The sequence below is a fragment of the Halorussus limi genome, from assembly GCF_023238205.1.
Lineage (GTDB): Archaea > Halobacteriota > Halobacteria > Halobacteriales > Haladaptataceae > Halorussus > Halorussus limi.
Genome location: NZ_CP096663.1, coordinates 131,495 through 150,469, shown reverse-complemented (window position 1 = coordinate 150,469; position 18,975 = coordinate 131,495). Strand labels below are relative to the sequence as shown.

The window sequence follows — 18,975 nt, the reverse complement described above, 5'->3', positions numbered from 1 at the left end:
CCGAGAATACGCGAATCGTAAATTCCTTGCGAACCCTGAGAATCGTACGAACTTTACGAGTTTTGCGAATCTCGCGAACGGTAGGGGTCTTAGAATTGCGTAGTAATCAAACGAGTAATGGTCTATGTATTGGATAGCCCATACGAACTCTTCGAGTCGTGCAGTCTCTACGAACCCACGGAGGTGGTCTCCGTAACTGACCCGCCTCACTGTCCGAAAAAATCTAGAATGTGAACAGATCCTACGAATCGTAGAATGTATACGAACTTTACAATTCGCAGAATCTCCAGATATACTCCTACCAATATTGTTACCCGGAATGCTTTCAAAGAGGCTATCTATCCACATTCTCGAACGTGTCAGTCACTTCATCGGCAGTCTTCCCGACCACTTCAAATAGTTTATCAAGGTCGTCTCGCATCTCCTCGCGGCGACGCTGCCGACGCTCCTCCTCCGAGAGGTAGTTTTCCAGCACGACCGAAGCATCCTCGCTCCCTTGTTCCTCGGCAACCGCCGAGACGCGCGTGGCGACGCGTTCGACAGCTCGTGTGTAGGTCGTGTACCAGAACCGGCGGCCGTACTTCGGCGTCGGTGTCTCGCCGTGCACAGTCACGTCTGCGGTTCGAGCGAGGCGCTTGAATCGCGTGTTCACTGTTTCGGTCGTGATGTGGCCCTCGGCCGCCGACGTGGAGGGGAGTAAATGCCCATTCCAGTCCTCGCGCTCAGTGAGTGCGCTGATCCGCTCTCGAAGGACGTCGAGACCAGTGAGCATCGTCACCGTCCCTGGCCCGTTCTTTCGCTCACCGTCCTCGAACTGGATATACGGGTCATCGAGTGGGTCGAGCGAATCCGGTAGTTGGCGCATGTGGAGTGCGGCAACCTCACTCGGTCGTAGACCCCATCCGCAGACCCCGACGACGATGAAGCGGTCCACGGACGTATCGGCCGCCTCGTAGAGCGTCCGTACTTGGTTGGCGTTGAGACTCGGATTATCCCAATCAGGCGTCTTGTCCCATCCGAATCGCGTTTCGAGGTCATCCAGCGGGTTGTACTGCGCCGGGCCGAACGAGAATTGGTGCTTGTAGAACTGCCGGACCTCTTGAACGTATTTGCGTTTCGCTGCGAGCGTCGTTAGCGCGTCGTCGCGCTGCCGGAGGACGTCGAAGGTGTCGGCTACGCGGTCCATCTCGTCGGACGCCTCCGACACATTGAGGAGGGGGGAAAGCAGGTCCGTAGTGTCGTTGACCTGCTCGTAGGTCATAAGATACTGCCGGAGAATCGAACGGCGCGTCGAGACCGTGGATTCGGCGCGGCCGCGCCGGTCGGCAAGTTCTTCAAGATAGTTCTCGATGGCTTCGCGGGTTGCGTCATGCTCGACGAACGCGAACACCGATTCTTCAGCATCCTGCTGTGGTGGGATGCCGTACTCGTCGTAGAAGTCGCTTGGCGACCAGTCGAATTGGCGTGAGAGATGTTTCACGAACCCGGGATAGTTGCGGTTCAACCAGCTATAGGTCGGGGTCTCGTGATCAGGGTCAAAGCCGTTGGCCTGCATCTCTGGCGCGATCGCGTCCCAGTAGTACGCCTCGCAGTCGTCGCAGTCCATCGTCGCGTAGCGTGGAGTCTCGGTGTTCGACATGAGTCCTAAGTGGTCTTCGAGCGGGTTTCTGGGTCGCGCCGGTGATTCCCAGTCACTCAGTTTTCCTTCTAACTGAAATCAGCGGGTAGTAGCCGTGCTTCGGCGACTCCCAATTCTAACCCTCGTGATTTCGACGGATAGAACATATTAGTCATCCCACTTAGTATTTGTCTTGTATGGTTTTCTGCATTGGAAAACAAGAACAGACAATATGTACCGCAAAATCGGGCAAGAACGAATAAACTGCTATCCGATATATGGAACTTTGGCAGTGTGATGGGACTTCAGCAGTTTCAATTCCTATCATACAATTTCTGGAAGGAGAGGGAAAACTGAGCGGTTCTGCTGTAAACCCTGTTTTGTTTGGGGGTTTGCTCAATCTGTGGTGCATATATACCCAATCACTGTTCGAGAGTGAGGGTAAATCCCCATTCGTAGCTGTACTCGTCTGTTTCCGGATTCACTGTATATTCTTGTGTAAACACATATTCGCCGGCCGGCCAGCAGATGTAGTTTCAATGTATTGGAATGAAGGGTGGTGGAACGTTTGAACGAAGCATTGGAGGCTGACGACCATACTGAGGCAAACTATTACATCCGACAAGCGCTCCAACTCCTCAGTACAGGTGGAGAAATAAAGGCTGAAGACACGGAGGATACCGACGGTACACTCTGCATCGTTCAATACACGCTTCTCATCGCTCATAACGGTCACAATATTAGAAAGCACGAACTCAAATACGCCGGAATAGCAGTTCTGTAGTAGAGCGAATGAACCTAAGTTCCTGCAAATAGAAACGGAGAGTATGCCTACTGTCTCGTGTCGGAACTGTAATACTCAGCAGGAGGTCGAATTAAACGAGTACAATAACTTTGAGTGTAACTGTGACCATTGCAATAGCCTCTCGAAGGGGGAATACACCAAAGCTACGAGTCAGGTTACCTGGCGATGGACCCGACCAACTAGTAGGTCCAACTGACACACAACTGCAGGTGATTTCTCAATACTTATCCCTCGTCAGAAGAACGATGAAGTAGCGGGATAGGATAGCCCGGAGATTCCACCAGGCTCATAACCTGGAGATCGGTGATTCAAATTCACCTCCCGCTATTCTCTAAGTCAAAATCTCTCTATCACCGATTCCGTCCGTTTACTATCGCTACTCGTAGACTTCGTTGGGGTCGAAGATTTTTTCACCGACTGTCTCGCCATCGAGCGTTCGATAGAAACACGATTCGTATCCAGTGTGACACGCTCCCCCTTCTTGTTCGACACGGTAGAGCAGTGCGTCTCCATCACAGTCAACATGAATCTCCTCGACATGCTGTCTGTGGCCACTAGAGCCCCCTTTCTGCCACAATTCATCGCGACTACGCGAATAGTAGTGTGCGAGACCTGTATTCTGGGTTTCTTCGAGTGCATCCGGTGAGACGTACGCGAGCATCAGAATCTCGTTCGTCTCGACGTCTTGGGCAATTGCGGGAATCAATTCATCGTCACCGAAGTCCAATTCGACGGCTACGGAGTCGTCCGTCATATCCAGATTGTTTACGGGATAAGAGATACCAGTTCCCTTTTGATCGTACCCCCGAATCTGCTCAAACCAACTGAATGGTGTTCCCGTTCGAAGTCACGTGCAAATCACGGCCAAGCTTGTAGCCTTGACTCTCTGCAAGATCGACATAGCCGGAAAAGCCACTCATATTCTGATGCGCAGGAATCACGTGTTGGGGTTGAAGCGTATCGAGCATTTCGTAATGACCCTCTTGGGAGATATGGCCGGAGACGTGGACGTCGTCGTAGATGCGTGCGCCCTGCATCTTCAGCAGGCGCTCGGATTGGTATCGCTGTCCTTCGTTCGTCGGTTCCGGGATAATCCCTGCAGAGAAGATGACCTTGTCACCATCTGTAAGATCGTACGGTGTTTCACCGCGCCCCATTCGAGTGAGCATCGCTCGTGGTTCGCCTTGATGGCCCGTGACGACCGGCAGGAAGTTCTCCTTGCCCTCGTTCATAATTCGCTTGAACGCACGATCCACGGACTTGCGATGGCCGAACATCCCGAGGTCGTCGGGGAAGGTCGTAGCACCGAGACGTTCAGCTGTCCCGGAGTACTTCTCCATCGACCGGCCGAGCAGTATCGGTTCGCGCCCGATTTCCTTTGCGAATTCGACGAGACTTGTGACCCGGGCGATGTGACTGGAGAACGTCGTCGCAACGATGCCGCCGTCGAAGTCCTCGAGGCTCATCATCACGTCTCGGAGCTGACTTCGGGCAACGGCTTCGCTCGGTGTGCGCCCCTTCTTGTTCGCGTTCGTACAGTCTTCGATGTAACAGAGTACTCCGTTTTCCTCGCGACCGAGTTCCCGAAACCGTTTCATGTCGATGGGGTCACCAATCACTGGCGTGTGGTCCATCCGCTTGTCGAGACCGTAGACGATTGCACCCTCGGGCGTGTGCAGAACTGGATTGATGGCGTCGATGATGGAGTGGGTGACGTTGACGAACTCAAGCTCGCAGTGATCGCCGATGCCCATAGTCTCGCCGGCTTCCATCTTTATCAGGTCGTTTTCGACGTTGAACTTCCCCTCGTCTCGGATTTCCTCTCTGACGAGTTCGAGCGTGAATGGAGACGCTACAATCGGTGCGTTATAGCGATGGGCGAGTTTGCTGATTGCACCGATGTGGTCGAGGTGACCGTGTGTAGGGACGATAGCTTGCACGTCGCCTTCGAGATCACTCATGATGCGGTCGTCCGGAATCGCATCCATGTCGATAAGATCGAGCGAGTGCATCTGCTCGGTCTGGACGTTGTCGTGAATCAGTACGTTCGAGAGGTTGAGACCCATGTCGAAGACGACGATGTCGTCTCCGGCACGGACTGCCGTCATCTGGCGGCCGACTTCCTCGTAGCCGCCGATAGTTACGATTTCAATTTCCATAGTTACTGCCGATCATAGCAGTCCACGAGTACGGTAACGGCTCAGAGTCCCGTCACCACAGTACCGTATCGACTCCCGTCCGATGAGAGGGGTCTTCGATAAACCGCTATCTAAAACCACCTCGCGGACGCAATTCCCTGTGCCCGGACACGGGACTGCGCGTCTTTCGGTTATGTACCTCTTCGCAGGCGAACCATAAATACTCCCGGAAGTTGTGCCCGTTGGTCCAGAATACCGTCAACTATCCGCTAAGCTGGCAATGAGGACGCTACCGTACGGAATGACCGTTCACCAGTAGGTATTTCTGACATCATTACCTTCTACCCGATATGGATGGTGATACGGATGACACGAATGTTGCTCTGGCGGAGCCATCGTGGTTCAACCGCATTCATCCCCAGGTAGTCGGTTCCCGCTGCTGGAATCGATTGCGGCTCAACCACGACCGCTATGGCCGCATGGTACGTCTCCTAAGTGGTGTCCCAGCAGGACTCGTCACACTTCTTGCAGTCGTAGTCGCAGCAGTGACGTACGGTTTCGGATACCTCCTCACTCGTCCGGATGCCATGACGGGTGAGGAGTAGCGGTACTGTCCGACGCCTCTCTAACTCCGCTAAAACAGGTTACGGCCGCTTTAGCGCACCCTCCTCGTCGAAGAGACTGTGACTATCCTTCGGTTCGCCGGGATACTCACGTGCGGCGTCAGCATTGAACTCGACGCCAAGCCCCGGTTTGTCGGGAACCGCTATCGTCCCGTCTTCAACTTCGAAGTCGTGTTGGATGATCTCGTCACCCCACGCAACATCACGGCTCATGTGTTCAAGAACTTCGAGGTTTTCCATTCCTGCGCAGAGATGCACGGAGGCTGCCGTACTGACCCCTGCGTTCGGGTTATGCGGAGCCACCGTCATGTACCGTGATTTAGCGATTGCGGCTGCATGCTGGACCTCCTGAAGACTACCGTAGTTGGTCACATCTGGTTGGACGATATCGCACGCCTGCTTGCGGACGACATCTTCCAGCGTCTCATTGTTGTACAGGCGTTCGCCCGTCGCCACTGGCATGTCGACGTGCTGGGTGACATCCGCCATCACGTCCCGGTCCTCTAGCTCGACGGGTTCTTCGAGGAACATGATATCGTACTCTTCAAGGGCATCTGCGACCTCGATTGCACCTCGCCGCGTGAATCGACCGTGGCAGTCGAGCGCGATACCGACGTCCCAACCGACAGCGTCGCGAACCGCTTCGAGGAGTTCTGCGACCTCTTCAATCTGGTCGTCGGATAGCGAGTACTCGTAGTGGGCGAACGGGTCGCACTTCAGTGCCGGGTAGCCCTGTTCTTCGACTGCCTTCTTCGCATGATGGGCGTAGTTCTCGGGAGTGCGTTCGCCGATGTGCCAGCCGTTGGCGTATACCGGGATTTCGTCTCGGACTTTCCCGCCGAGGAGTTTCCAGACGGGCTCATCGTAGTACTTCCCGGCGATGTCCCAGAGCGCGATGTCGAACGCTGCGGAGACGGCGTTGATGAGTTTGCCCGCCCGCCAGGCGAAGGGATACCGGCGAAGTTGGCGGTTAATCTTCTTTCGGTTGAGCGGGTCCTCTCCGATGACATAGTGTTTGTGTGCTTCAGCGGTCGCTTCTAACGCGGCTGTGAGTCCTTCTCCACTCAGTGCCTCTCCGACACCGGTAATCCCTTCATCTGTTTCCACTTGAACGAAGAACCAATTCCGCCAGTCAGCGTCGACTACGAACGTCTCAACATCTGTGACTTGCATACAGACCCTTTTACAACGGCCCGAAAAGAGATTCCGGTTCAGTCAATCTTTCCCGAGGAGCGTAGACGACCCTTAGCAGTACTTGGATTTCACGGCTTGCGAATTTATCCAGACAGGTGTCTCTATTGTGAGTGCGGGGACTGGATTACTTCCCCTTGTGGTAACCATCTTAGGGTTGGGTGTCGCTGCCCAGGTGTTAGCCGACCGGCTCGAAATCCCGGGTGTCCTATTTCTCATCCTTGCCGGCATTGCAGTAGGACCAGAGGAACTCGGCATTATCACACCAGCGGCATTCGGCTCGTCGTCTCTGAAGAGACGTATAAGCGACTGGACTCGCTTCGGGTTGACGACGAAAACGACGACGAAATCACCAATGAACTTATTAATATCTACGAGACACAGAGCTTACACTGTTTAAAGTGGGCGACGAAACATAGCCCTGAACGGATTAAATCGGAGATCTACTGAAAATCATTTTAAGGATGGAACTACCACATCTAACGTTCGTAGGGGGAGAGACTGTTCCCCTGAGTAGAGTCCTTTCAATCGTTCGCGTGGAGAACGGGATCGTCCGAAGTCGACCGCGGGAAGTGATCGATAGTGTCTGTCCGGAACGCCTCCTCGTCGAACTTGTATTCTCCGTCGAAGAACTCCATGAGCGTTTGCGTATCCCGCAGGGCGTTCTTCAGACTCGTCGAGGCACCCGGCGATGGCGTGATGTTGAAGATGATGTCGTCGCCAACGATTTTGGCTTCACCCATATCGAGGGACTTCTCCGCTGTGTCCACGATCTGGGGCCGGACGCCACCGTACCCTTCCGCGCGCTCGATGTCGTCGAGTTCCGCACTCGGGACGACCTTCTGGACGTGCGGGAGGAACTGCTTCGGCCCGACCTCGGGCAGGTCGTAGACGAGGTTCCTGAGGACGTACGGAAGCAGAATGCGATCGGCGAGAATGTTGGCGTAGCTGAGGAACGCGTCGGCGTTCAGTCCGAACACGTCGAGGAAGTCCTCAACGGTCGAGATACGCCCGCGTTCGAGGGTTGGCACGAGCTTCGCGGTCGGACCGAACCGCGTGATTGAGGGGTCGTGGACGTCGGCGTCTCCGTGGACCGCGGCGAACGGGAGCTTCTTCATCTGGAGGGTGTACACCTTCCCGTTCAGGAAGTCGTTCGCGAGGAAGAAACTCCCCGCGATGGGGAGCAGAACCTTGTCCTCACCGTAGTCGAGTTCCTTCGCTATCTGGAGGCTGTGAGACCCGGCAGCGATGACGGCGACGCCACAGTCGAACTTCCCCTGGGTCGTGTCGAGCGTGTAGCCGTCGACGGTCTCGGTGACGTCGGTGACCTCAGTGGACGTGTAGACGTCGACGTTCGGCTCGTCGGTCGCCTGCTCGACGAACGACTCCGCAGTTGCGCCGTAATCGACGACGTACCCGTCGGGTGTCTGGAGTGCCAAGAGATCCTTGGATGGGTCGCGCCCCTCGACGACTTTCGGTTCGAGGTCGGCGATTTCGTCTCGTTCGATGGCTCGGAGTTTCGGAAACAGGTCGCCGAATCCCTCCTCGTGGTAACGGTGTTCCAGTTCCGCGACCTCCTCGTCGCCGACCGCGAGCACCATCTTGCTCCGCTTGGCGTGGGTTTCCCGGTCGGGGTCGTGGTTCTCGAGATAGCCCGCGAGCATCTCCGCGCCTTCCTTCACCTTCTCGGCCTTCTCGAGGGTGTAATTGGTCTCGATGTCCCCGAAGTGGAGGGTCTGCGAGTTATTCGTACAGTCTGAATTGATCGCGGCGATCTCCGACTCCTTTTCGACCAGTGCAACCGAGTTTATATCGGTGAATTTCGCGGTCGTGTACAGGAGTGCTGCGCCGCTGATGCCACCGCCGACAATCACGAGGTCGTATTTCCCAGACATACAGTTTGATAACAAACCCACCTCATCGACTGTGCTTCAGCCGTTTAACTCATGCTTTATCGATACATGGGATAACGGCAACTGCTACGACTAGTATCGTCAATCGCAGAACTCCACTCGGGGATCTGACCGAGGAATGCCTATAGATATCAGCAAATTGTGGATAGCCTCGAGAACGTTTTGGGAGTTGGTTTGGAGTCGATATGTGGCTCCACTTGACCCCGAGTAACTCTGGGAGTTGAGAGTCTGACGTGGCGGCCTCTGCAGATGTAAGCGGCAGGGTTCGCGAGTTACGCCGTCAGGACTCGCGCCACTTGTGGCCGCATTCGACGCAGGTAAACAGCCGAACCTCGTAGGAGCCGCCCGGCTTCGGCATCATCTCGTAGTAAGCCTGGTCGCTATCGCAGTCGTCCGCCGGACAGGACTCCTGCATCGTCTCGGTTGAGCCCTGGGTCGCGTCGGCCACGTCGGGTGCCCCGTCATCCCGCTGTCCATCCTCAGTCGTCATCTCCGCTTCTGCTTGCGAGTCCCGCGACTCCTCGTTCTCACAGGAGCGACATACCCACGTGTCGCCCTCCGTGTGCATCAACGAACCACAGTCGTCACAGAATTGCATATAAAGGAGGAATACACGGGTGCCGGATATATGTGTTAACTTCCGATCCGTCGTGGCCGATCCGGAATCATGACTTGAAGCGACGATTACTACACGGAGAAATCGTCGCTATAGAACGTCCTCAATCGCGGTGGCTTGGGTCAGACCATCGAACTTCGAGATGACCGTTCCATCATCGTCGAGAACAATTGTTGACGGAACGGACCGCACACCGTACTCGTTGGCTTTGGCCGTCGCCTCCGTCGCATCGATCTTTTCGAACTGTACATCCGGTCGGTCTGCTGCCAGCGACTGAAGGATTTCTGCTTGCTGCGGACACTGGCCGCAAGAAGGCGTCGAAAATAGGAGTATCTCTGTCATCGATATGCGTCTTTGGTCTATCCAATCGGTCCACTTCAACTGTGCGGTAGCGCGGAGTCCCGGTCCTCAAGGAGCAACGCAGGCCGAAGGCCGAGTAGTGCAGTAGGGCGGGGAGGAATGCGTCACACACCCACCAGCTAAGCACCACCCCATGTGCGACAGGAGGTGAAGTTCGAGCGCGTATTCTGTGGGATCGACCGTTCCTGCGACGAGAATCGTGGTCGGTGCCGAGATGGTGGCCGCAATGTCGCTAAGTTGGTCCTCGTTGTCGGCACCGTGATGGCGAGAGATGTCCACGGGTATTAAGTCTCGTCCGTTCGCTGTGTTCCTAATATCGCTGCAAGTACTGTTACTGTCTCCTCAGGATAATACCGAGCACCACAGGTGGGACAGTCAGCCACGTTGATGTATTGATGGCCTTCAATTGGGGCTAAGAGCGTGTGAGCTGGCAGGGTCCGTTCATGGAGATTTGTGCCACAGTCCGTACAGGGGAGGTCAGTTTCAGTAGTCATGATTGTGGATAGCTTCCCAGCCCCGTCAGTTGATAGCCTCACGGCTGGCCACCAATGGTCGGCGGAATCATCCGGCACGGCGCATCTCAGAGCAGTGCCATCGAATGATGCCTCCATGCTGGCGGCACCCCGATGGGCGAACGAAGAAAGGACGGGACGGAGTCCTCGTAACTTGTGTATCAAGGGGGCTCTCGGTATATAAGTTACGCACAGTCAGTCGGTAGGTTCTGAGACCCCTTTTGAGATTATTAATAACGGATGGGAATGGGGCTAGTAAGTGCGAGGTGCGAACGTAGAGTCTTCAAATCCGGATGCTTTTTGTGAACCATCTTCGTGGGGAAACTATATGAACTATGATCACGGCAATCCTGAATTTAAGGGCCACCTCCACCATATCGAACTCTGTACTTCTGACCTTGAGGCATCAGTCGACTTTTGGGCATGGTTACTGGATGAACTTGGCTACGAACTGAAGAACGAATGGGATGATGGTCGCTCTTGGATTAAGGGCCCCACGTATGTCGTGCTCAAACAAGCAACAAACTCCGACCATCCCTTTGACCGTCAGGCATCGGGGTTGAATCACCTCGCGTTCCATGCAGGGTCCCGTGAACAGGTCGATGAATTGACTGAGGGTATCCGTGAACGAGAGGATTCTGCCGTTCTTTACGACGACCAACATCCATACGCTGGCGGCTATTACGCACTGTACTGCGAAGACCCTGAGGGAATCAAGGTTGAAGTCGTTGGCCCTGAGTAGATTCGGCCAATATCTACATCAATTTACAAGATATATGTATCGTTCAGCTCATGCTCTACACTCATTTCAAATTCGATACGTTGTTTCGCTTTGGCGTCGCATTCGGACCAGTCCGATTCGCCCTCCCCTTTGAAGATTATCGGATTAGACGGATTTAGGTTCACCTGCGTTCCACTGAGTTCAAGCGTCACATCACCACTTCTACCGAGTTGGTCGGCCAACCCGCGGAAATAGTATACAATCGCTGTCCGTGATTTCTACGCTTCAGTTTCGAGTTCCCCTACTCATCGGCACGTCAAGGAAAAGGATGAAACAGCATGAAACCCGTACAGGGCCAGGAAATACTGTCCCGCCAGAGCATTTTGGCGTACTTCCACCGGAACGAAGAGGCCTTATCGATGCATTGCAGAGTTGCTGTTCGGTCACCACTCTGCGAGTGCACGTTGACCATGAATTGACGAGAGGACGACAACGAACGTCAGTACGCCACTCAAAGCCGCAGCACCGCCGAGGAAGAATACCCATTCCATTCCTACTTGGCTCATCAAGTAGCCTCCAACCATCGGTGCGAGAATCGCCCCCGGACGCCACACCAACGACCGAATCCCGAAACTACTCGCTATCCCTTCGCCCTCGCCCTCGTCGGCGAACAACGCCATACTTGCGGGCTCCCGGAGACTATCGGCGAGACCAAGCAGGCCATTCAGGAGTAACACCACGGGATACGCTGGCGAGGTGTCCCCGAGAACAGGAAGTGTCCCAGGCAGTCCGAGCGTAGAGCCAAGGGGACCCGCGAACGGGACCGCGAGCGCCACGAGTCCGTAGATACCGCCACCAGCAAACACGAACAGGGCTCGCCCATATCGGTCCGAGAGCCGACCCATGTACGGCTGGGAGACCATGTTCATGAACTTCTCCGCGGCGATGACTGTGCCGACGATGAACGGACTTAGTGCGAGGCCACCGCGGGCAGCGGAGACACCCACGTAGATGGGTACCCACTTTCGGACGAGGGTGACCGCAACTGCGTACTGAGCGCGGAAACTCGTGAGCGTGAGGATGCGTCGGTTGAACGCGAGATCAAACAGCGCAAAGCCGGATACTGAGGTGTCGTCCGAATCGATGAACAGCCACACACCAAGTAGTGCAACTGTGAGAAGCACTGCGAGAATCGCGAAAATCGGCGTGAACCCAAACTCCTGGTAGAGCAGTCCGGCACCGAGTGTACCGATGATGCCTGCGGCCATTCGCCAGGAATTGTACTTGCCGATGACGTTCGCGCGGTCTCCGGCAGGTGCGAGTTCACTAACTAATGCGAGGCTGATGAGCCCGGTCCCGACGATGCCGAGTCCCTGCAACGTCCGGGCGGCAATGAACCCAAGACTGCTCGAAATCGCCGCAAATAGCAGGTATGCACTGATACTTACCGCAAGCGCGATGAGGAGGATGGTCCGTTTGTCGTATCGGTCGCCTGCCCAACTGAGGGGTAGGATAGCGACGGTTCGCCCGACGCCTAACGCTGTAATGAATAGTCCGACGGCAACTCCCGAGGGATTGAGGACGTCAATGTACGTCGGGAGGAGCGTGAGGATGGTAATGAAGCCGAGACTGCCAGCAAACCGTGTCAAGTACAGGGAATAGAACTCTGCTCGGGTCGAGCCCATGTACGTGGCAGTCGTATTCCGTACACGCGAAAAGGACTTCTGGTTTCACTTCTGCGTGGATTCCGGGAAGTGAACGGACTCCACGTCGCACTGACTTGACGCACCGGACGTGATGAGTAGAACTGTGCGACTACACCTTGCGTTTCAGCCACGTTCCTCACATAGAAAACAAATCTAAGGGTCCTGTTTTGGATTTCAGATTCGGCTTGTAAAATCCGGTCTAGCCTATTCGATATGGCCTTCAGCGCGGAGTTGATCGGCATCCTGTTGCGTATAGCGCCATTCCACGTTGGCCTTCTCGTCTTGCCAGTCCCACGGTTCGACGAGGACGACGTCGTCCTGTTCGATCCAAACACGGTACTTCATCCGACCGGGGATACGGCCCATTCTATTCTTCCCGTCTTCACACCGGACACGGACGTGGTTGCCGCCGTTGTGTTCGGTCACGACGCCGAATAACTCGTCGTCAGTTGGCATGCGAAGATTTCGACGGTCTGCGTTTTCGCTCATACTTCGTAGATAATCCGGACACGGAAAAACCCCATGAGTATTTTCTGACAACGGATACCCTCAATTCTTGGAATCGTCATCATTGAACGGGGTGGAGAACTTCTAGAATGCGCTTCCATCTGATAACCGCGTAAGAGTCTTCTCCGCGTCCTTCTTTTCTACTTTAACAAAGAAAAGAGTGGCAGAGGCTCAAGCAGTCAAGCTACGTTGTGAATGGCAAAAGAGCAGAAGGCTCCACAATGAGCGCGCCGGGTCGTTATGGAAGCCGTTCTGCAATCTGTCCTCAGCCGAATGGCATCATCGGACAGTGCCATCCCGATTATTTCAAACGGCCACAAAGCGAGTCGACGTGACGGATAGAGTTTCTCCCTGGAGTTAGTTAACTGTTCGGACTTGGAAATGGCGGTGGCCGAACCCTATGTTGGTGTGTACTCATGGGCTTGTTTGGACTTAGTACCGATAATAATCGCACTCTGTATCGGAATCGTATCTTGTATGGGACCGTCGAACAGAAGGTCTCGGCCCCGGATATGCTGTTCAATTCAGGTTCCAGAAACAGAAAGTATTTATGAACTCTCTGCCGTTGCTTACCTACCTCGGGTAGGGGTACACGAGGTACGTTATTTTACGAAGAATACTGGAAAGATAAATCAACTAATCCTTTAAGGTCGCGTTTAGTGAATACTGAGAGCGTCAAGAAACCCGGTGACTCAGTCCCGAGTACCCCTGTCACTCGTCTTCGGAGTCGTCTTTGATATCCTGGAGTTTATTCACGAGATCGTCGGTCGAAGCGCCCGTCTCGAACCTGAGTTCCCCTTCGTGATCGTTTTCGTGTACGCTCACTCCTTCGCTGTCATCGTCGGTGTTGACCTCCTGATTCTGTTGCTCGGACTCGTCGTAACTCCCAAAACCCATGTGAGTTCGTAGTAGCGTTGTGGACTAAAAACGTTCGATTGGTAATTGAAAACAATGAACGTGTGAGATTTGCTGTCGGAAGATGCAGTGTAATCTGTAGAGAGTCTAGTACGGTCGGGTTCCCTCAATCATCTATTCTCATAGTTGCACCATCTCCTCGAAGCGACTATTAGGTTGTCTCGTTTTATGAGGTACGACACGGACAATTCATACATGGAGTTCACAGTCACCCAAGGCGATATCGCGGCCCAACGTGCCGATGCGCTTGTGAACGCCGCAGGGACCAGTCTCCAAATGGGGAGCGGAGTCGCCGGTGCTCTTCGCCGGGGGGCTAACGGACCGATCAACGACGAGGCAGTCTCAAAGGGTCCTATTGAACTTGGCGAGGTTGCCGTCACTGACGCTTATGAGCTGGACGCCGAATACGTCATTCACGCAGTAGCGATGCCCCACTACGGCGACAGGCAGGCGACGGCAGAGAGTATCCGTGAGGCGACACGGAACTCGCTTACGAAAGCCGATAATCTCAGGTGTGAGTCGCTCGTGATTCCAATTCTCGGGACGGGTGCCGCTGGCTACGAGTTCGAAGATGGCGCTCAACTCGTCTGCGAGGCAGTCTGGGACTACCAGCCGACGTCGCTGTCCGATGTCCGAGTTATTGCATATTCACAACAGGAATACGAGACAATTGAACGAATCGCGGAGGATGTCCGAAAGAGTGTGTAAGTAGACACTCCAGTTCAGGCGACTGCCGCTTTGAACTTGTCCCGTATTGCATCCACGATTGCCTCGCGGTCGTACTTGCCCGCCGTCGCATTCACGAGCGCTATCTCGTCTTCGTCTATCGGAATCCAAATTTGGAGGAATCCTTGCGACCCCTCCATGTAATCGACGCGCGACGCAGGCTTTTGCCAGAGCTCGGCCTCGTGCTCCGTGTACTTTGGGTGAATCCCTTTCGGGAGCGGTTTCGTCGTTTCTAAGTTGAAATCCGAATCGTCTTCCAATACAGCTCGGATATCCGCAGAAATCGTGTGGCGGTCGGCTTCCTCCTCGACCTGCGTATGGACCGTTTGGACCGTTCGGGTGATGAACTTCTCCAAGTTCTTGTCGGGGACAATTTTGGCAACGTCGTCGAAGATGTCCTGTTCGTGCGGGCGTGGAATGCCGCTCACGCCAGAGACGACTCGGTCGTCCTCCGGGTTGTGACAAATACCGAGATTCAGCCGTGGGCGCTCACCGACCTGTGGACGATATGTATCCCGGAGTTCGAGGAGTCTCGCAATTTCGAGTTCGGTGTACACGCCGTAATACTTCTGCAAGAGCGCCTTGAACTCTGGCATCTCTTGTTCAGAAGGCGAGAGGGGGATAAATCGGCGGACGATGTCTTGGTTGGGGTTGTCATCATGGTAGAAGAACGTGTGGTGTTCGTAATCGTCGAGCGCAAACCAGACGAGATAGTCAATTGGGCCGTCGTCGACGAAAATTGCTTCCTCAATTGGTTGCTCACTGAACTTCGGACAGCGGTCGCGGAATTGATCGACGAGTTGTTGGACATAGTCTCCTGGATCGAGGCCGTATTCAGAAATGAACTCCCGCGGCATACGCGAACCTATACACAAGTTCGGATAAAAACCTCTCGGAGTAAGCTGTATGATACATAGATATGGGGTAATCTACGGGTGAAGTATCCTGAACCATTATACTGTTCGCCCGCATAACCCGTAATATGTCTTCTCAGCTGAGCGGCGCAACCGTGGCACGGCAAGAGACGAAAACGGACGATAGCCGCATGCCGGAGTCCGAGGACGAACAGGACGCAGAAAAAACACTTGACGATATTATCGACGCCTATACCAGCTAAACGCCTCTTCACGGGGGACTATCACGTGAGCCAGTTCCTCAGTATGTGTCTGGACCGACTGTTTCGTTCCGGCGTTCGAGGATCGTCATGTCTCTTCTTGTTCTGGAAACTGGACGACAAACCGGCGATTCGGTGACGGGGAAACCTCAAACTGAATCTCGCGGACCACCGAAAAGTATCGACGACGTCCCTCAGTATACGATTCCAGGAGGCCACCATCCACCAACACATCGAGGTGATGGGTGGCTGTTTTCCCATCCATCCCGACTTTCTCCATCAGTTCGGACACGTACATATCCCGCCGTGAAAGGACTCGGAGGATGTCGAGTCGAGCTTTCGACCCGAGTATCTCGAGTGAATCCATAGTGGAGATAATCTTCCAAAGAATACTTATCCGTGTCGAAGGCCAACTCCCGGTTGAACCATGCCTGAAGTGCCCGTCGAAGACGAGGAAGCGAAGATGAGCACGATCACGGACGGCTACTTTGAGGAGGAGTACTATATCAGTGCAGAGGACGCTGGCGAGTTCCTGATTGAGTTAGGCGAGCAGTTCCGTGATTCCGACGAGATTACAATCACGGGTGACGACTGGGAGATGCCGTTTGCGTTCGGTGAGCCGATCGAGTTGGATATCGAGTTCGAAGGCGACGGCGAACCAGAACTGGAAATTGAAGTTGAACTCTCCGGGCGTGTCGAAGACAAGGTCCCGAACCTCGAGTAACAGCACGCAGGTTCGACACGCAGACGAGTAGTTCCCTTCCTTCACAGACAATCCGACTAGGTCCACGAATCGGACCTGGAATCCAAATAGTGAGGGGAGAGTACAATAAAAAGGACACCAATGACAGAAAAGCATGTACCGCAGTCACTGAATGCGGCACAATTACAGGAAGCAATCGATACGATCGTACAGACGTTTGACTATCCGGCGGAACTGTCGATTCAATATTCATTCATAGAGGGGACGAAACGCACGGAAGTTGAAATCCAAACATCTGAGGCGGTAGCAACGTATGAATTAGTCTACGACGGCGAACGTGATGAAGCAGAACCGGAACTTACTCAAATCGATTAAGCTACCCAGGGCTGAAGCCGCAGGTTTTCGCCTCGTACTTTCTATAACAACTAAGACCAATACCCCGCTTTAAACTGTTAGTAACGGGCTCGGTGTTCGTCATAGTGACTGTGATGACATAGTACTCGTAGTATCTCGCAAGACTCTGCTGGAACGTAATAAATAACAGATATAGACGCTGGCTGAGGAACTCCGTGTTTACTAGTGTGTTCTGTGGATATCCTATTTAGATTCCTAGATATGGGTGGGTTTTACTTTCATAGGTATTCATTTGTTATGTGTGTATGTTGAAGTGGATTGTACATGTCTACAGGCGGAGCAGGCCGAGTGCCTCGGTCGTCAAAACGGTAAAGCCGTTTAGAGATATCAGGACATTTCAAATATAGAATTATAAAGACTGTAAGATGGCTCACGCTGTATGAAAACAATCCGCAAGCTACGTCTGATTCGACGTATTTAAATTAGCTCATCGAAAACAAAGTGACAGACGCGGCGTCCCGCGGTATCCGATGTCGGGGCGTCCCGGATTCCGTAGCAGTTAAGTAGGGTTATACTCTACGTTGGAATCCGAAGTGCGTTACAACGTGAGCGTAGAACGTTCGATTCGTTCTAAACTCACTCTTCGCCTTTTAGGCGACCGATTCATCGGTCGCCAATGATGAGGTGCAGACAATGAGGATTCCACCCCTGCGGTCCGCCGTATACGATGGGATCTGATGTTAGCCCTGGTAGTTCGGTGACACTCGGTCGGTTACGACCGGCGTCGTCGAACTAACGGACCATAGAAGATAGACACGATACTTGTGTCTCCGCCAGAAACCCACCGAGCCATTGTGCGCTCGGCAACCATTCCGGTTGATCCTGCCGGAGGCCATTGCTATCGGAGTCCGATTTAGCCATGCTAGTCGCACGGGTTTAGACCCGTGGCAGATAGCTCAGTAACACGTGGCCAAACTACCCTGTAGACCAATATAACCTCGGGAAACTGAGGCTAATGTTGGATACGACTCTCAGACTGGAGTGTCGAGAGCCAAAAACGCGCCAGCGCTACAGGATGTGGCTGCGGCCGATTAGGTAGACGGTGGGGTAACGGCCCACCGTGCCGATAATCGGTACGGGTTGTGAGAGCAAGAGCCCGGAGACGGAATCTGAGACAAGATTCCGGGCCCTACGGGGCGCAGCAGGCGCGAAAACTTTACACTGCACGACAGTGCGATAAGGGGATTCCGAGTGCGAGGGCATATAGTCCTCGCTTTTCTGAACCGTAAGGTGGTTCAGGAATAAGGACTGGGCAAGACCGGTGCCAGCCGCCGCGGTAATACCGGCAGTCCAAGTGATGGCCGCTATTATTGGGCCTAAAGCGTCCGTAGCTGGCTGAACAAGTCCATCGGGAAATCCACTCGCTCAACGAGTGGGCGTCCGGTGGATACTGTTCAGCTTGGAGCCAGAAGACCCGAGGGGTACGTCCGGGGTAGGAGTGAAATCCCGTAATCCTGGACGGACCACCGGTGGCGAAAGCGCCTCGGGAGAATGGACTCGACAGTGAGGGACGAAAGCTAGGGTCACGAACCGGATTAGATACCCGGGTAGTCCTAGCTGTAAACGATGCCCGCTAAGTATGGCACACACCACGAGTGTGTGCTGTGCTGTAGTGAAGACGAGAAGCGGGCCGCCTGGGAAGTACGTCCGCAAGGATGAAACTTAAAGGAATTGGCGGGGGAGCACTACAACCGGAGGAGCCTGCGGTTTAATTGGACTCAACGCCGGACATCTCACCAGCTCCGACTGCAGTAACGACGGTCAGTCTGATGGGCTTACCCGAGCTGCAGAGAGGAGGTGCATGGCCGCCGTCAGCTCGTACCGTGAGGCATCCTGTTAAGTCAGGCAACGAGCGAGACCCGCACTCTTAATTGCCAGCAATACCCTCGAGGTAGTTGGGTACATTAAGAGGACTGCCGCTGCCAAAGCGGAGGAAGGAACGGGCAACGGTAGGTCAGCATGCCCCGAATGAGCTGGGCTACACGCGGGCTACAATGGCCAGGACAACGGGTTCCCACCCCGAAAGGGGACGGTAATCTCTTAAACCTGGTCGTAGTTCGGATTGAGGGCTGAAATTCGCCCTCATGAAGCTGGATTCGGTAGTAATCGCGCTTCAGAAGAGCGCGGTGAATACGTCCCTGCTCCTTGCACACACCGCCCGTCAAAGCACCCGAGTGAGGTCCGGATGAGGCCACCGCACGGTGGTCGAATCTGGGCTTCGCAAGGGGGCTTAAGTCGTAACAAGGTAGCCGTAGGGGAATCTGCGGCTGGATCACCTCCTAACGCACGGGACCCACCCGATGGGTGGGCCCACACCCGCTCGTCACCACGACGAGCACACGCGAGGGTTCCTCGACGACCCATTCGTACGACCGACCGAGCACCTTTGAACT

Annotated in this window: 18 protein-coding genes, 1 tRNA gene, 1 rRNA gene and 1 pseudogene; 8 read left to right on the top strand and 13 right to left on the bottom strand. The window is 54.4% G+C overall.

Features of this window, described 5'->3' with window-relative positions; genetic code table 11:
- Positions 1-334: 334 nt before the first annotated feature.
- Positions 335-1,639 (bottom strand): tyrosine-type recombinase/integrase, encoded by a 1,305-nt coding sequence (locus M0R89_RS23270; RefSeq protein ID WP_248653188.1) that lies wholly within the window; start codon positions 1,637-1,639, stop codon positions 335-337.
- Positions 1,640-2,675: 1,036 nt separating this feature from the next.
- On the opposite strand from M0R89_RS23270, the gene M0R89_RS23265 reads away from it, so the two are divergent.
- A tRNA-Met gene (locus tag M0R89_RS23265) sits at positions 2,676-2,750 on the top strand.
- Between the two features lie 49 nt (positions 2,751-2,799).
- Here the strand turns inward: M0R89_RS23265 and hisI are convergent.
- From hisI to M0R89_RS23250, 3 genes are all read right to left on the bottom strand, one after another.
- Positions 2,800-3,177, bottom strand: coding sequence for a phosphoribosyl-AMP cyclohydrolase (hisI, locus tag M0R89_RS23260; RefSeq protein WP_248653187.1), 378 nt, complete (start codon positions 3,175-3,177; stop codon positions 2,800-2,802).
- Between the two features lie 61 nt (positions 3,178-3,238).
- Positions 3,239-4,582, bottom strand: a complete 1,344-nt coding sequence (locus M0R89_RS23255) for a ribonuclease J (RefSeq protein ID WP_248653186.1) — start codon at positions 4,580-4,582, stop codon at positions 3,239-3,241.
- A gap of 623 nt (positions 4,583-5,205) precedes the next feature.
- Positions 5,206-6,357, bottom strand: a complete 1,152-nt coding sequence (locus tag M0R89_RS23250) for a mandelate racemase/muconate lactonizing enzyme family protein (RefSeq protein ID WP_248653185.1) — start codon at positions 6,355-6,357, stop codon at positions 5,206-5,208.
- Between M0R89_RS23250 and M0R89_RS23605 the strand changes: the two genes are divergently transcribed.
- Complete coding sequence (locus M0R89_RS23605) at positions 6,292-6,825, top strand: DUF7557 family protein (protein ID WP_438267704.1); 534 nt, start codon at positions 6,292-6,294, stop codon at positions 6,823-6,825. The two genes, M0R89_RS23250 and M0R89_RS23605, sit on opposite strands and share 66 nt — an antisense overlap.
- A gap of 74 nt (positions 6,826-6,899) precedes the next feature.
- Here M0R89_RS23605 and M0R89_RS23245 read toward each other — a convergent pair whose 3' ends face one another.
- From M0R89_RS23245 to M0R89_RS23235, 3 genes are all read right to left on the bottom strand, one after another.
- Positions 6,900-8,270 (bottom strand): FAD-dependent oxidoreductase, encoded by a 1,371-nt coding sequence (locus tag M0R89_RS23245; protein ID WP_248653184.1) that lies wholly within the window; start codon positions 8,268-8,270, stop codon positions 6,900-6,902.
- 298 nt (positions 8,271-8,568) lie between these two features.
- Positions 8,569-8,886 (bottom strand): RPA12/RPB9/RPC11 RNA polymerase family protein, encoded by a 318-nt coding sequence (locus M0R89_RS23240; RefSeq protein WP_248653183.1) that lies wholly within the window; start codon positions 8,884-8,886, stop codon positions 8,569-8,571.
- Positions 8,887-8,994: 108 nt separating this feature from the next.
- Positions 8,995-9,246, bottom strand: a complete 252-nt coding sequence (locus M0R89_RS23235; RefSeq protein WP_248653182.1) for a thioredoxin family protein — start codon at positions 9,244-9,246, stop codon at positions 8,995-8,997.
- An 858-nt stretch (positions 9,247-10,104) separates the two neighbouring features.
- Here M0R89_RS23235 and M0R89_RS23230 point away from each other — a divergent pair.
- Positions 10,105-10,518 carry a VOC family protein gene (locus M0R89_RS23230; protein ID WP_248653181.1) on the top strand — a complete coding sequence of 138 codons (414 nt, stop codon included), beginning with the start codon at positions 10,105-10,107 and terminating at the stop codon, positions 10,516-10,518.
- 23 nt (positions 10,519-10,541) lie between these two features.
- Here M0R89_RS23230 and M0R89_RS23225 read toward each other — a convergent pair.
- From M0R89_RS23225 to M0R89_RS23210, 4 genes and pseudogenes are all read right to left on the bottom strand, one after another.
- Positions 10,542-10,763, bottom strand: a pseudogene (locus M0R89_RS23225) (amphi-Trp domain-containing protein); the annotation flags it as partial.
- A gap of 177 nt (positions 10,764-10,940) precedes the next feature.
- Positions 10,941-12,182, bottom strand: coding sequence for an MFS transporter (locus M0R89_RS23220; RefSeq protein ID WP_248653179.1), 1,242 nt, complete (start codon positions 12,180-12,182; stop codon positions 10,941-10,943).
- A gap of 225 nt (positions 12,183-12,407) precedes the next feature.
- Entirely contained in the window at positions 12,408-12,692 is a 285-nt protein-coding gene (gene eif1A, locus M0R89_RS23215; RefSeq protein WP_256478583.1) for a translation initiation factor eIF-1A, read from the bottom strand.
- 729 nt (positions 12,693-13,421) lie between these two features.
- Positions 13,422-13,607 (bottom strand): DUF5786 family protein, encoded by a 186-nt coding sequence (locus M0R89_RS23210; protein WP_248653178.1) that lies wholly within the window; start codon positions 13,605-13,607, stop codon positions 13,422-13,424.
- A 213-nt stretch (positions 13,608-13,820) separates the two neighbouring features.
- Between M0R89_RS23210 and M0R89_RS23205 the strand changes: the two genes are divergently transcribed.
- A complete protein-coding gene (locus tag M0R89_RS23205) occupies positions 13,821-14,333 on the top strand; it encodes a macro domain-containing protein (RefSeq protein ID WP_248653177.1) in 513 nt (170 codons plus the stop codon).
- Between the two features lie 14 nt (positions 14,334-14,347).
- Here M0R89_RS23205 and M0R89_RS23200 read toward each other — a convergent pair whose 3' ends face one another.
- The gene (locus M0R89_RS23200; protein ID WP_248653176.1) at positions 14,348-15,208 is read right to left on the bottom strand and encodes a hypothetical protein; all 861 of its coding nucleotides are present in this window, start codon (positions 15,206-15,208) and stop codon (positions 14,348-14,350) included.
- A 125-nt stretch (positions 15,209-15,333) separates the two neighbouring features.
- On the opposite strand from M0R89_RS23200, the gene M0R89_RS23370 reads away from it, so the two are divergent.
- A complete protein-coding gene (locus M0R89_RS23370) occupies positions 15,334-15,468 on the top strand; it encodes a hypothetical protein (protein ID WP_256478582.1) in 135 nt (44 codons plus the stop codon).
- 85 nt (positions 15,469-15,553) lie between these two features.
- Here M0R89_RS23370 and M0R89_RS23195 read toward each other — a convergent pair whose 3' ends face one another.
- Positions 15,554-15,832, bottom strand: coding sequence for a winged helix-turn-helix domain-containing protein (locus tag M0R89_RS23195; RefSeq protein ID WP_248653175.1), 279 nt, complete (start codon positions 15,830-15,832; stop codon positions 15,554-15,556).
- Between the two features lie 60 nt (positions 15,833-15,892).
- On the opposite strand from M0R89_RS23195, the gene M0R89_RS23190 reads away from it, so the two are divergent.
- From M0R89_RS23190 to M0R89_RS23180, 3 genes are all read left to right on the top strand, one after another.
- The gene (locus M0R89_RS23190) at positions 15,893-16,189 is read left to right on the top strand and encodes an amphi-Trp domain-containing protein (protein WP_248653174.1); all 297 of its coding nucleotides are present in this window, start codon (positions 15,893-15,895) and stop codon (positions 16,187-16,189) included.
- Between the two features lie 120 nt (positions 16,190-16,309).
- Positions 16,310-16,543: a hypothetical protein gene (locus tag M0R89_RS23185; RefSeq protein ID WP_248653173.1), complete on the top strand. Its 234-nt coding sequence runs from the start codon at positions 16,310-16,312 to the stop codon at positions 16,541-16,543.
- Positions 16,544-17,391: 848 nt separating this feature from the next.
- A 16S ribosomal RNA gene (locus M0R89_RS23180) occupies positions 17,392-18,863 on the top strand.
- Positions 18,864-18,975 lie beyond the last annotated feature (112 nt).